This is a genomic window from Bacillus sp. 11B20, from assembly GCF_056098985.1.
In genome coordinates this window covers 869,307-882,971 of record NZ_JBLZWZ010000009.1, presented here as the reverse complement: position 1 = coordinate 882,971, position 13,665 = coordinate 869,307, and the positions used below count along the sequence as shown (strand labels likewise).

At 41.5% G+C, this 13,665-nt stretch carries 12 protein-coding genes; 8 read left to right on the top strand and 4 right to left on the bottom strand.

Annotation, left to right across the window (positions count from 1 at the left end):
- Positions 1–146 precede the first annotated feature (146 nt).
- Positions 147–1,046 (top strand): LysR family transcriptional regulator, encoded by a 900-nt coding sequence (locus tag ACN6NB_RS18760; protein ID WP_144489765.1) that lies wholly within the window; start codon positions 147–149, stop codon positions 1,044–1,046.
- Between the two features lie 15 nt (positions 1,047–1,061).
- On the opposite strand, the gene ACN6NB_RS18755 is transcribed toward ACN6NB_RS18760, so the two are convergent.
- The 3 genes from ACN6NB_RS18755 to ACN6NB_RS18745 all read right to left on the bottom strand — a co-directional run bounded on the left by ACN6NB_RS18755 (position 1,062) and on the right by ACN6NB_RS18745 (position 4,731).
- Positions 1,062–2,738 carry a hypothetical protein gene (locus ACN6NB_RS18755; RefSeq protein ID WP_144489767.1) on the bottom strand — a complete coding sequence of 559 codons (1,677 nt, stop codon included), beginning with the start codon at positions 2,736–2,738 and terminating at the stop codon, positions 1,062–1,064.
- 82 nt (positions 2,739–2,820) lie between these two features.
- A complete protein-coding gene (locus ACN6NB_RS18750) occupies positions 2,821–3,231 on the bottom strand; it encodes a hypothetical protein (protein WP_144468156.1) in 411 nt (136 codons plus the stop codon).
- Between the two features lie 12 nt (positions 3,232–3,243).
- Complete coding sequence (locus ACN6NB_RS18745) at positions 3,244–4,731, bottom strand: lipase family protein (protein WP_395942252.1); 1,488 nt, start codon at positions 4,729–4,731, stop codon at positions 3,244–3,246.
- 110 nt (positions 4,732–4,841) lie between these two features.
- On the opposite strand from ACN6NB_RS18745, the gene ACN6NB_RS18740 reads away from it, so the two are divergent.
- The 7 genes from ACN6NB_RS18740 (at position 4,842) to ACN6NB_RS18710 (ending at position 12,151) form a co-directional block, all read left to right on the top strand.
- Positions 4,842–5,345: a DUF1433 domain-containing protein gene (locus ACN6NB_RS18740; RefSeq protein WP_099663834.1), complete on the top strand. Its 504-nt coding sequence runs from the start codon at positions 4,842–4,844 to the stop codon at positions 5,343–5,345.
- 60 nt (positions 5,346–5,405) lie between these two features.
- Complete coding sequence (locus ACN6NB_RS18735) at positions 5,406–5,891, top strand: DUF1433 domain-containing protein (RefSeq protein ID WP_039183393.1); 486 nt, start codon at positions 5,406–5,408, stop codon at positions 5,889–5,891.
- A 94-nt stretch (positions 5,892–5,985) separates the two neighbouring features.
- A complete protein-coding gene (locus tag ACN6NB_RS18730; protein ID WP_106025416.1) occupies positions 5,986–6,921 on the top strand; it encodes a nucleoside hydrolase in 936 nt (311 codons plus the stop codon).
- 91 nt (positions 6,922–7,012) lie between these two features.
- Positions 7,013–7,870 (top strand): MurR/RpiR family transcriptional regulator, encoded by an 858-nt coding sequence (locus tag ACN6NB_RS18725; RefSeq protein ID WP_039182677.1) that lies wholly within the window; start codon positions 7,013–7,015, stop codon positions 7,868–7,870.
- 184 nt (positions 7,871–8,054) lie between these two features.
- Positions 8,055–9,599 carry a gluconokinase gene (gntK, locus tag ACN6NB_RS18720; RefSeq protein ID WP_251180903.1) on the top strand — a complete coding sequence of 515 codons (1,545 nt, stop codon included), beginning with the start codon at positions 8,055–8,057 and terminating at the stop codon, positions 9,597–9,599.
- Between the two features lie 24 nt (positions 9,600–9,623).
- Positions 9,624–10,952: a GntP family permease gene (locus ACN6NB_RS18715; protein ID WP_474253533.1), complete on the top strand. Its 1,329-nt coding sequence runs from the start codon at positions 9,624–9,626 to the stop codon at positions 10,950–10,952.
- 110 nt (positions 10,953–11,062) lie between these two features.
- The gene (locus ACN6NB_RS18710) at positions 11,063–12,151 is read left to right on the top strand and encodes a DNA alkylation repair protein (protein WP_366206528.1); all 1,089 of its coding nucleotides are present in this window, start codon (positions 11,063–11,065) and stop codon (positions 12,149–12,151) included.
- A gap of 31 nt (positions 12,152–12,182) precedes the next feature.
- Here ACN6NB_RS18710 and ACN6NB_RS18705 read toward each other — a convergent pair whose 3' ends face one another.
- A complete protein-coding gene (locus tag ACN6NB_RS18705) occupies positions 12,183–13,520 on the bottom strand; it encodes an amino acid permease (RefSeq protein ID WP_024423951.1) in 1,338 nt (445 codons plus the stop codon).
- Positions 13,521–13,665: the final 145 nt, after the last annotated feature.

Sequence of the window (13,665 nt, the reverse complement as noted above, 5' to 3'; positions counted from 1 at the left end):
CCTCTTAGTATAGAGTCTTTAAAAAAATTAGTAAATATTTTTATTAAATTGTTTTCGTTTAGGCGGTTCTTTACGTGCTGGAAAGGAATTAGTAAGATATATATATGTAAGGTGTTGGATTAAGATTTCTGATAGGAGAGGGACCGATGTATTACGATGCACTGAAGACATTTGTAACAGTGGTGGAGGAGAAGAACTTTACAAAAGCAGCCCAAAAGCTGCGGATTTCTCAGCCGAGTGTCAGTCTTCATATAAAGAACTTGGAGCAGGAATTCCAGACCGTTCTGCTGAATCGTTCGCCAAAGCAATTAACCGTTACACCAACTGGGGATATGCTGTACCATCGATCAAAACAAATCATTCGTCTCTATGAACAGGCGAAGCAGGACATTTATGAGCATCATCATTTGGCAAGAGGAAAGCTGACCATCGGGGCGAGCTTCACAATTGGTGAGTATGTGCTGCCGCAAATATTGGCGGAGTTTCATCAGCTCTATCCGCATGTTGATATTGAGGTGGTCATTGATAATACAGAGGCGATCGCCGGACACGTCCGTTTATTCCATGTCGATATCGGTTTGATCGAAGGACAAACCAATGACAAAGAACTTTCTGTAGAAACTTTTCTAGAGGACGAGCTGTATATTGTGGCGCCATTAGATCATCCTTTTGCCAAGAAAAAAGATGTCACCATTGATCAATTACAAAACGAAACATGGATCACGAGAGAAGAGGGATCAGGGACAGGAGAATATTTACAGCATGTCCTGAAATCAAATGGACTGAAAGCACGAACCTTTGTGACCTTTAGCAGCAATCAAGCCATTAAAGAAGCTGTGATCCACGGAATGGGTCTTTCTGTTTTATCTAAATATGTCCTCCAGCGAGGCAGCATTGGCGGTGAATTGGCTGTTATTTCTGTGAGAGGCATGGATTTCAAACGAAAATTCTCCTATGTCGAGTCACCGATGACTGGGGGAAATAAAAATAAGGAATTGCTCGTTGAATTGTTAAGGAAAGAGAAAAAAGGAGCTTCTCCAAAATAGGAGAAGCTTCTTTTTTTATAACCCTTTGATTTTGATTTCATCGACTGGAAGGAAGATTTCACCTGTATCTGTATATTTCATGGTGACCTGATCGCCCTCTTTTAAATAGATGACGAGAGGTTCTTTTTCAGATGACATAGTGTAGCTTTTTCCATCGTCTAGCAGGAAGTTGACGGTTGTATAATCACCGGTCTTTTCTTTGTAGACTCGTTTGACCTTCCCTGCTGCTTCTTTCTTTTCTTGCTTAGAGGAACTGTTAACGGTACCGCCGCCTTTTTGCAGAGCTGTTTTATAGGCTCTCAGTGCTTCGTTTGGTGTAGAAGCGTACGCAGCGATTTCTGGATTGGCTGCAGAAACGATAAAGTAGTTTTGCAGGAATCCATTTGAATCGAGAACCGGTGTGAGCCAGCTGGCTTCACCATAGAAATTATAGAGAATCGGCATGCGCCCTTTCCATTTCTTCTCGATGAATCGTTTCTCAATAATTTGCAGAGCGCCCTGAGAATCCATATAGGATTCTTCAAGATTTCCGGTATAATAAGTCGCTTTTCCTGTCCGGGCATTTGTGAGGGCATATCCGAGCATGGAATCAACGCCCTCTTTCGGACTTGTGAAATCTGTGAAGTAATACATATCTCCTTTTGAATCAAACACTGGGCTCACATTGGCTTCCGTTCCTTCATCGGAAGGCAGCTTTACATCTGACTTCCCAAACATACTGTTCCAGAACCCGTGAATATAGTTTCCGAAATAGCTGTTTTGCAGGCTGACCGCCTCTGGTGAAACAGCACCGTCGATAAAGGCAGGTACTTGATCTAGAGCATATTTCTTCGTGGCACCCGTTTTGGCATCAACAACGACCACACCGGAAGCTTTAAAGCCGTTTCGTGCAGAGATGAAATCGCCATACGTTTGAATGTAATAAGGCTTGCCGTCATCATTGATTTCCAGCTGTGTATCGCCGTAGAAAATCAAATCTGGGTACTGGAGACGGATATGCCGCTCAATTTCTTTGTTGAAATAGGAGGAAGGCGTATAAACCATCTCCGTCTTCACGAACTTTGGATTAGCAGATGAGTCAGTCGCGCTTAATGTAAAGTAACCCGGCGTGCTGCCTGCACGAATCCATTTAAAGAAGTCCGAGAATTCCACCGGAGCGATGTAAACATACTCACCGTTGACCTTCTGAATTTGCAAGCTGCCAAGCTCATAGTAGCTTGTATTTGGAACCTGTCCGAACGATTTCTTCATTTTATTACGAGCAAATTGAGGCGGTACACTCGCAGGTGTTTCTGTCTCTTCAAACGCTTTGATTTCTACTTTTTGCTCCATTTTGGAGACATCGAATTTCTCATTCGCATTGAATAGAAAAGCTGTCGCCATGTAAACACCGAGCAGTAATAGAATAAGGAACAGCACGCCTTTGATTTTACGCTCCAATCCAACTGACAAAAAGGCGCCTGCTGCTGTCACAACAAGACCAATCAGCCATAGGGAGGAAGGGTTCCGATCTAAATTGGTGATGTAATAGAAAACAAAAATACCGATCATAAACAGTAAAGCAAGGCCAGCAATCCACATGAACGGCACCTGCTGTTCTGTTCCTTTCTTTCTTATAATCAACCTAATTGGTGTGAGCAAAAGGGTCAGGACAAGACCGATCACAACCGAAAATAACAGAATATATCCCACAAACAGATCTCCTTTCAAATCAATCACTCTTTTAGTATATACGAGTGAGGCGGGGAAAAGATTCATCGGATGGAAGGTTCATCTAAATGCCAATCGAGTTGATGGCGGAACGAACATCTTCTTTCAGTTCGTAAAACTTGAGTCTTTGTTCAATTTTTTCTATTAAGGCATCAATGGCTTGACCTGACATATGTGTTTGGATGCGATTTTGATGTGTATACACTTTGATCTGAAGTTCATCGATTAGATCTAAAATTTTTTCCGCTTCTTGACGGTCATCTGCAAACTCATTTTGAAGCTGATACCGGATGGCTCTGATAAGTGCTGTTTTCTGTTCTTCTTTAATCTTTGCTTTCAAAGCTGCCAGCTCTGCTGGTGTCATGTCTTCCGTGTCAAAGTTTGCGTTTGAGAAGATGGAGCTTGATGTATGCGTATCTGTCATTCTTTGCAAAAAACGATCTGCATCAGTTGGTTGTTTCTTTGAAAATTCCATTTATCGTACTCCTTAAGAAATACCCATGTTCTTTGCCAGGGCTGTATCTGCATTGTGGTATTGTTTTCCAAGATCGCTCATATCATCTGATATTGAGTCCATCCACCTTTTCATATTCATAGCGCTATCTATCGCTGTATCATACTTTTTGACCGAATAGAACTCATTTTCAAGACCTTCTGTTTTTAAGTGGCGAATCACGGCATCTACATCTGAAGCCGTCAGCTGATCATACGAACCGAAACCGACAATTTGTTTGTATCTCGAACGAACTCGTTCTACCGATTGATCTACTTTGTCATCGAGTTTCTCAATTTTGCGAATGATTTGCTGCATATGGTGATCAGCATATGTCGAGAATTTACGCCCTGTGTTCATGAGAACGTGGGACTTAATTAAAATCGCCACTACACTATGCGGATCAACATTAGATTGACCCAACTGTTGTAACATGGCCGTAGTAAGAGAAGGATTTTTTTTCAACATATCATCAATGGTTTGAACGGAGCCATCTGGCGAAAAGGTATAACGATCTAATCCATGGCTGCCAGCGAGGGCTTCAAGAAATAAATTCGCATCCAGTGAAGGATTCACACTCATTGCCCGATTGAGGAGGTCTTTTATGAATTGGACGGCTTTTGAGGAGTCCTCGGAGTAATCGACGCCTTCAGGGAGAGCGGCATCATACATCACTTTCACTCGACCGATTTCTGTCGTATGCCGATTTAAAAGAGAAAGCCCGTCATTGAGATTGATATATTCTGTTAATCTACTGCGGTAATCGCCTTTTAATGCTTTAGCTTGTAGACCATCCGATAGATTTGGGTAAATATTCGGATTCTCAAAGGTGACCCCGCCTTGAATAAAATCATTTTTGACAAGAACATAGGAAGCATTTGACCCGCCGAGTGAATGCCCTGTCACATACATCTTCGCATTCGGCATTTTCTTATGGATTTCTTTCGCATATCGATCCGCTTGGACCATTTGATTCTCTGCACCATGCTCAAATGGGATATTTTTAATCAGATACTTTGTATCCGAAACCATCCAATCTTGAACGATTTCATTTGTATAGGCGGTTGTGCCTGTTGTCAACTTAGTCGTCACTTCCTGTGAACCCTTCGACCGACTAAAAGGAGGCAGCTTCGTCAAAATGGTAGAAAGAAGATCATCTGACTCTTTTTTTCCATGTTTTTTAATGGTATCTTTATATTGGCCTGCACCAATCGGTTCAGAACCACGGTAGGCGATGACGGCGTTTTTGATTTTGGTGAGGTTTCTTCCGCCATCTGAACGATCGAAATCTTCTTCTGATACCATGGTTAGTGCGTTAAGTCCTTCTTTTGTTTCTTTATGGTCAACGACATACATGATTTTACCACTTTTAAAACGTATATCTTTGGAATTTTTGTAGTTGAAAATGTCATAAGATGCTGATGATATTTCATTATATTCTTTATCGCTAAGTTTATTAATAGAAGATTTATTGGTCAACATTTACACTCCTGTAATATTTATCATATATATTATAAGATATAGTGTGATAAATATCTATAAAAAAAGGTATAAAAACCTACCGATTAATATTAAAAGGAGCGGGAGCCATTGTGAAAAACAAATTGAAATTTTTTCTAATTATTTTGATTGCTATCGTTATTATTCTAATAGTATCACTTATATTTCAACAAGATAAGGGAAAAAGAACGAATGAATCAGGAGGTAAAACAATCGTGCAAGAGAAGAACGATCGAGAAAAGGCAGAAGAATTCGCAAAGGAGATGAAACCGAAAGTAGAAGAACGTTTACACAAAATAGATATTCACAACTTTATCAAAACCATAACATTTGATAATGGAGTAAACATTAATCCAATGGGCTATATAATAATTAGAGGTTATATTAATGGTGACCCAGAAAAGTATGATTTCTCTGCATCATTAGAATATCGATCAAAGGAAGTAGGTACGATGACCTTTTCTCCTGATTTATCTTATCGCTTTAAAGACTGGGGTAAATATAAAGATGAGCCAGAATTAAAGGAAAACTATCTTAAACGACTTTCTGAGAAAGAACGTGAACAGTATCTTAAAGATATTGGAGAAAAAGAGTAAAACAGGTATTTAAGTGCCTGTTTTTTATGTTTCATTCATAAAAAGGTGGAAGTGCTAGATATGAAAAATACAATAAAACTTGTTGCTGTATTAGTTGTGATCATTCTTGTCTCAGTGATTTCGTTAATCGTTCAGCACAATAAGCAAAGTCAATCAAATGTAGATGTAGAGGTAAAAGAAAAAAGCGATCAAGAAAAGGCCGAAGAATTCGCAGAAAAGATGAAACCAAAAATTGAAGAACGTTTACACGAAGAAGATATTCACAATTTTATCAAAACCATCACATTTAAAAAAAATGTATCTATAAGCCCTATGGGTTATGTCACAGTTGATGGATATATAAATAATGAGCCTGATAAATACCATTTTTCTGCATCATTAATATACAAATCTAATGAAATAGGTTCGATGAGTCATTCCCCTGATTTATCAGATCGCTTTGAGAACTGGGATGATTTTGATCCGCAAGTGAAAGAAGATTTTTTGAATAGTCTCTCTAAAAAGGAACGTGAACAGTATCTAAAGGACATTGGAGAAAAAGAGTAATAAGATCAACCTGCTAATATTCCCTAAATAGTTGAAACAGGCATATGCTATCATTCACCTAACAACACTTACAAACAAGGGAGAGATTTCACCCATGGTAAATACAAAGAAATTGATCTTGGATGTAGATACTGGAATCGATGATGCGATTGGGATTTTGCTGGCAGTGAAAAGTAAGCAGTTTGATATGTTGGGGATTACAACGGTGTGCGGGAATGTGTCTGTCGATACCGCTACTTTGAATACGTGTAAAGTGCTTGAGCTGGTTGAGGCAGATAACATTCCTGTCATCAAAGGTTCAGCAACCCCTCTTTTAAGAGCACCTCATTATGAACATCGGGTACACGGTGAGGATGGAATTGGCGGCGCTTTAAAGGATGCCTGGCCTAAGAAGACCGCAGATGCTGGTTTTGCGCCTGATTTTATCATTGAACAAGTGCTGCAGTATTCGAAGCAGGTCACGATTGTGTTGACAGGGCCCTTAACGAATTTAGCCCTTGCGGTAAAAAAATGCCCTGAGCTGATTCATCACGTGAAAGAGGTCATTTTTATGGGGGGAGTCGTGCAGGGACAGGGGAATGTCACACCGGTTGCGGAATTTAATACATATGCAGATCCAGAAGCGGCAAAATTGGTGCTGGAGGCTGGGTTCCCTTCATTGACTCAAGTAGGGTTGGATGTCACGAGACAGGTCTTGTTAACAGATGGGAGAATCGATGCCATTCAAAATGAAACGTTGGCAGCTTACATCAGAGAGAGTACAAGCATTTACCGCCAGCGCTATTTTGAGCGCAATGGTGTGTGGGCGTGTGCCATGCATGATCCGCTTGCTGTAAGTCTTGCCATTAACAAGGAGCTTGTAAGCACACAGGCTTTTCATGTAGAAGTGGAGACGAAGAGTGAGTTTTGTGACGGTCAAATGATCTGTGATTTTCAGCACCAATGGCAGAAGGAGCGCAATGTCCAAGTGTGTATGGATGTAGATGCTGAAGCTTTTTTTGATTTATTGATCAAAACGATGAATTCATAAAAAAGAAGTCTGTGCAAACAGGCTTCTTTTTTATAAGATGGGAACATGAGGAAATGTATGCGCTCACATGAAAAGGAAGGAGTGAAGTCAATTGGCTTCTGTCAGTTTAAGTAGTATTGAAAAAATACGAGCAGCAAGCAGAGGGTTGCCGCCAAAGCTGAAAGGAATAGCAGAACATATTACGAGTGAACCTGGCGACATTATTCATTTATCTATTGTCGAGCTTGCCAAAAAGACAGCGAGCTCAGAGGCAACGATTTTTCGTCTTTGTAAAAGGCTTGGATTTGAGGGCTTTCAAGATTTGAAGATTGCAATTGCCCAGGAAATAGATCAAACAAAGCCTGATTATGTAGACGAAGAAATGAGTCTTGATGATGATACGGCCGTTTTTATGCAAAAGGTTTTTCAGGCGAATATATCCGCATTAAAGGATAGCTTTCAATTGTTGAATCCAGAAGATGTAGAAAAAGCCATACAACTCATTCATGAAGCAAAGCGCTTAGAGTTTTATGGGAGTGGCGGGTCTGGCCTCATTGCAACAGACGCTTTTCATAAATTTATGAGGACAGGCATCAACTGTATTGTTCACACCGATTCTCATTTTCAAGCGATGTCTGCCGGTCTTCTCGACCAGCACAGTACAGTGATCGGTATATCTCATTCTGGCCGGAATAAAGATTTACTCGATGCGATGAAAACAGCAAAGGAAAAAGGCGCGAAAACCATCGGTATTACAAGCTATCAGCGCTCTCCATTAAGCCAGCTTGCTGATGTTACATTGTATACATCGACGCAGGAAACGGCCTTTCGAACAGAGGCGATGTCTGCAAGACTTGCTCAGCTCACTGTCATTGACGTACTATACTTTGCACTTGCTCACTTAAGGCAGCAGGAAACTTTATCGAATTTAAAACAAATGAGAGAAACCATTTCACAAAAAAGGGTGTAATGGTTTCAAAAATAAATTTTTCTATTAATGAAAAATGCTGTTGTGGTAACGATTGTGAGCTTTTAAGTGAAAAAAATTTTCTTTTCAGTCGTTGAATGTCGAAAAAATTATTCCTATAATGGGATTTAACAGGTATATGAAAACAGTAAATATGATTTCAAATCAATGATTGGGCGTGATACAGATGAAGGGAAACCAGGCGGTAATTGGTTTGGATATTGGAACAACAAGTACAAAGGCGGTTCTGTTTGGACAACAGGGGAAAGTGATAGCAAAGCATTCGGTTCCTTATGATCTCATTCAGCCCCAACCAGCATGGGTTGAACAGGACCCTGAACATATATTAGAAGCTGTCATTGCAAGTGTAAGAGGTGTGTTGACGAAAGCAGCATTTGATGCAAAACGTCTCATAGGCATCGGAATTAGTACAGCGATGCATTCCTTGATTGTGATGGATAAAGATGGCAAGGCGTTAACGAACAGTATCATTTGGGCAGATAACAGAAGTGCAGAACAAGCGAAGCAAATCATTTCGGACATGGATGGCTTCCAAGTGTATAAAAGAACCGGTACACCGATCCATCCAATGTCACCGCTTTCAAAAATAAGGTGGTTCAAGGAAATGGCACCTGATGTCTTCAAGAAGGCAGCGAAATTTATTTCCATCAAAGAATATATTCTTTATCATTTCTTTGGCCAGTATGTGGTCGATTATTCAATTGCTTCAGCAACAGGGCTGTTCCGATTGGAAACGCTTCAATGGGATGAAGAGGCGCTTCGTATTACTGGAATTAAAGCCAATCAATTGTCTGAACTTGTTCCGACGACGCATCAGCTGAGAGGTCTTCAGCCAGAGATCGCCCTGCGAATGGGTATTGCGGAAGATACACCATTTGTGGTTGGTGCGAATGATGGGGTTCTAGCGAATTTAGGTGTGGGAGCGATTGGAAAAGGTGAGGTGGCTGTCACGATTGGGACAAGCGGTGCAGTCCGTACGGTCGTGGACAAACCAATCACAGATGAACAATCAAGAACGTTCTGCTATGCGCTGACTGATAAGCATTGGGTGGTTGGAGGACCGACGAATAATGGCGGAATCATGCTGAGATGGCTGAAGGATGAATTTGGATCCTCGGAGGTGGAGGTAGCAAAGCGCCTTGGAGTGGATCCTTACGATCTGATGATTGATATCGCGAAAAAAGTTCCAGCCGGCTCAGAGGGGCTGCTGTTTCTGCCATTTTTAACGGGTGAGCGTGCACCTTATTGGAATCCAAATGCGAGAGGTACTTTCTTTGGGATCGGTCTTCAGCATAAGCGGGAGCATTTTATAAGAGCTGTGTTAGAAGGCGTCATTATGAGTGTTTTCTCAATCGGTGTTGCCTTAAGGGATTTAACCGGTTCAGCAAAGGATGTCAGGGCATCGGGCGGTTTTGCGCGATCTCCGCTGTGGCGGCAAATTTTAGCGGATACGATGGGCAGGGAAGTACTTGTTCCAGAAAGCTACGAGGCATCAGCACTTGGGGCGGCTGTCCTCGCACTTCATAGTTTAGGTTATATGAAAGAGATAGAAGAGGTTCAAGATTGGATTCGAATCTCTGCCCGTCATGAACCAAATATGGAGAACAATGAAACATACATAGAATTGTTTTACTTATATGAGCGCCTCTATGACAAACTGAAGGATGAATTTGATGTCATCAGTGCGCTGCAATTAAAACAAAATCATTAAACATCAGGGAAAAGGTGGGAGAGCATGCTTTTATTCATCGTGATTGCAGCAATTGTCCTTTTACTCATCCTCATAACAGTTGCTAAGTTGAATCCGTTTGTGAGTTTAATTATTACTTCTATGTTAGTCGGCTTTGCCACAGGGATGGACCTGCAGGAAATCATTCAATCCATTAAAACAGGGTTAGGCAATACGTTATCATTATTGGCCATAGTTCTAGCGCTTGGCACCATGCTTGGGAAAATGATGGCTGAATCAGGTGGAGCTGAGCGGATCGCTCACACATTAATCGGCCGGTTTGGGACAAAAAATGTGCATTGGGCAATGATGTTTGTTGCCTTTATTGTGGGGATACCTGTCTTTTTCCAGGTCGGATTCGTTCTTCTCATTCCTTTATTGTTTACGATTGCGATTGAAACGGGCATCTCGCTCGTGACAATTGGGATTTCGCTCATTGCTGGCTTGTCTGTCGTTCATGGTCTTGTGCCGCCTCATCCAGCTGCCATGGCGGCTGTCAGCATCTATCATGCCAACGTGGGGAAAACCATTTTCTTTTCCATTATTGTCGGTTTACCGACAGCTATTATTGCTGGGCCGCTGTATGGAAAGTGGATTGGAAAACGGATTCATAAACCAGTTCCGGAGCTGCTGAGAAAGCAATTTACTGAACGCAATGAAGATCGAAAACTTCCCGGCTTTGCAAATACGATGTTTACGATTTTGGTGCCAGTGATTCTAATGCTTCTTGCCACACTGGCAGATATTATTTTACCAGAGGACAGTTTATGGTTTCAGATATTCAAGTACATTGGAGATCCAATTACAGCACTGCTGATTGCAACCGTGTATTCTTTCTTCAGTCTTGGCTTTGTGCAAGGGATGAGCCGTGACCGGGTGCTTTCCTTTAGTAATGAGTGCTTAGGTCCGATCGCTTCCATTCTGCTTGTCATTGGAGCAGGCGGGGCTTTCAATAATGTGCTTATCGATTCAGGTGTCGGTGATTATATTGCAGATTTAGCCAAACACTCGCCGATCTCGCCAATTTTGCTTAGCTGGCTGATTGCTGCGGTTATTCGTGTGGCAACAGGATCTGCTACGGTCTCCATGATGACCGCAGCCGGTATTGTCGCACCGATTGCTGCATCTATGCCGGATGTGAGCAGAGAGCTTCTAGTGTTAGCTACAGGGGCGGGTTCGTTGATTTTGTCTCACGTGAATGACTCTGGTTTTTGGCTGATTAAAGAGTATTTTGGTATGACCATTAAAGAAACGTTTTTGACATGGACGGCTATGGAGACGATCATTTCTGTTAGTGCCATTGCATTTATTATGATCATTAATATGTTTATATAGTGAAACGCAACAGCCTGATTCTTCGGAATGGGGCTGTTTTTGCTTTTAGCCATACCACCTTTTTCAGATTGGGGTAAAATGAAGATATTGAGAAGTGGGAGGCGGACAAGATCGAACCATTAAAACACGTTTATCATGAATTATTTATTGCAGAATTAGCCGAGAAACTTGCACAAGCGTCGACTGGATTTGATGCTGAAGAATTCCAGCGGCTTGTGCTCCAAAAGGATTGGGAGCAGCTGGAGTTAAAAGGCAGAATGAGAAGAGTCACTGAATCAATACATGCCTGTCTACCTAAGGATTATGAGCAGGCAATTGAGGTGCTGCGTCAGACAGCCCCGCATTTTTCAGGACTTAGTGCGCTTGTATTTCCAGACTACGTCGAAACGTACGGTCTAACACATTGGGATATCTCGATCAAGGCGCTCGAATTCTTTACGCCTTTTTCCACTTCTGAATTTGCTGTTCGGCCTTTTCTAATTCAGGATCAAGACAAAATGCTGGCGCAAATGCTCGTATGGTCACAGAATCAAAACGAGCATATCCGGCGGCTTGCTAGTGAAGGATGCAGACCACGTTTGCCATGGGGATTAACTGTTCCTGCACTTAAAAAAGACCCTTCGGTTACGTTCCCTATATTAGAAAACTTGAAGTCGGACCCAGCGCGGTATGTGCAAAAAAGTGTAGCGAACCACTTAAATGATATTTCTGCAATTCAGCCTGATCTGATGAAGAAGACGGCTAAAAGCTGGTATGGAACGAATGAACATACGAACTGGATCATCAAACATGCATCCCGTACCTTACTAAAAAAAGGCGATCCAGATATCATGGCTTTGTTTGGTTATGGGGACGATCCATCTGTTCAAGTAACGGATTTGAAGGTAGTGCAAAATCCAATTCGTATTGGAGAGAAAATGATCTTTCAATTTACACTTCAAGCTGCTAAGCCACTAAAGTTGCGTGTAGAGTATGCCATAGACTATGTCAAAGCTCGGGGTACCCGCAACCAAAAGGTATTTAAAATCACAGAGTTTGAAACAAGTGCAGCGTTACATAGAGAATTCGTCAGGTCACAGTCCTTTCAAAATATGACGACGAGAAAGCACTATGAGGGAATCCATACTTTAACGATTATCATCAACGGCATTCCAAAAGCGTCGGTTGATTTTGAAGTAACAGAAGATAGCAGCTCATGAAAAAACCCGCCATTTCGGCGGGTTTTGGCGTTTAAGCCTTCTTTTTCATTAAGAATGAAGCGATGATGGCAGCGACTAAGAAGCCGATGCTGATAATGGAGCTAGGCAGGTTTTCTTGTCTGAATAGGAACAAAACAAAGCTCAAGCTGAGTACAAGACCTGCAAATAAAGTCAAATACGGAAACAGCCACACTTTGAAATACGGCTCCTGTGGATATTTTGGACGTAGCTTTAGATGTGCCATACAAATGCTGATCCAAATGAGTGAAACCGCAAAACCAGGAATAGCCAGCATATAGCTGAAAATTTGGTCCGGATATAAGTAAGCAAAGAATGTTCCAATGAGAAGAAATAGAACGGTGACCCATAAACTCAAAATGGGTACGCCTCTTTTGTTGACCTGTGCCAGCTTTTTCGGCCCGCCATCTGATTTAGAAAGAGAATGAATCATTCTCGTCGTTCCATAAATTCCAGAATTCGCCGCAGATAGAACGGCTGTAATCAAGACGAAATTAATGAAGTGAGAGGCGCCTTGCATACCAGCAGCAGAGAAGACTTGGACAAAAGGACTGTTATTTGGGTCAATTTGATTCCAAGGAATGAGTCCGCAGATGATCAAAATCGGCAATGTGTAGAATAAGATAATCCGCCACATCATACTTTTGACTACTCCAGGCAAGACCTTCTCCGCATCCTTTGTTTCAGTAATGGTCAGCCCGATCAATTCAGAGCCTCCATAAGAGAAAATAACCACTAAAAGTGATGCAAAGATCGCTCCCCATCCGTTCGGGACGAAGTTTTGATAGTTGGTAAGCGCTGGTGTGCTTTGTTCGTTTGGAATGATCCCAAATAATAATGCTGCACCGAGAATAATAAAGACAATAATAACGAAAATCTTCATTCCAGCGAACCAAAATTCAATTTCACCAAAGTATTTTACATTATTTAAGTTAATTCCGATGACTAAGAGTGAGCAAAGTAAACATAGTGACCATAGCGGTACGTTCGGCAGCCAGTATTGAAGCAGACTGCCAGCTGCAATAATCTCAATGACACATACAGTGAGCCACATAAAACAGTAAACCCAGCCGACGACAAATGAAAAACGTTGACCAAGCGCAATTTGTATAAGGTCGCGTAGATTATTTCCCGGGTACACAATGGCCATTTCGGCTAATGCTGCCATCACAATGAGGAGCAGCAATCCGGCAAATACATAGGAAAAGATCACCCCAGGACCTGCTAAACCAATTGTATCGGCACTTCCTTTAAAGATTCCTGTACCAATGACCCCGCCCATCGCAATCATGCGAATGTGACGCGGTGATAAAAGCTTTTTTAATTCTTGTTGCTCCTGATTCGCGCTCATGACGTTCTCCTTTTTTAAAAATGCTTATGTTCCATTTTCTTTTTTCAAGACGCCAGTGTCAATATAAAAAAAGAGATTTTTCAGACAAAAACAGAGGTTGATTCTATCATTTTACCCACATAACTCCATAAAACACTTCCTTCAT

Excerpts from the sequence above, each read along its gene's own strand:
- ACN6NB_RS18760 (WP_144489765.1), top strand. The coding sequence starts at position 147 with ATGTATTACGATGCACTGAAGACATTTGTAACAGTGGTGGAGGAGAAG.
- ACN6NB_RS18750 (WP_144468156.1), bottom strand. The coding sequence starts at position 3,231 with ATGGAATTTTCAAAGAAACAACCAACTGATGCAGATCGTTTTTTGCAA.
- ACN6NB_RS18745 (WP_395942252.1), bottom strand. The coding sequence starts at position 4,731 with ATGTTGACCAATAAATCTTCTATTAATAAACTTAGCGATAAAGAATAT.
- ACN6NB_RS18735 (WP_039183393.1), top strand. The coding sequence starts at position 5,406 with ATGAAAAATACAATAAAACTTGTTGCTGTATTAGTTGTGATCATTCTT.
- ACN6NB_RS18730 (WP_106025416.1), top strand. The coding sequence starts at position 5,986 with ATGGTAAATACAAAGAAATTGATCTTGGATGTAGATACTGGAATCGAT.
- gntK (WP_251180903.1), top strand. The coding sequence starts at position 8,055 with ATGAAGGGAAACCAGGCGGTAATTGGTTTGGATATTGGAACAACAAGT.
- ACN6NB_RS18715 (WP_474253533.1), top strand. The coding sequence starts at position 9,624 with ATGCTTTTATTCATCGTGATTGCAGCAATTGTCCTTTTACTCATCCTC.
- ACN6NB_RS18705 (WP_024423951.1), bottom strand. The coding sequence starts at position 13,520 with ATGAGCGCGAATCAGGAGCAACAAGAATTAAAAAAGCTTTTATCACCG.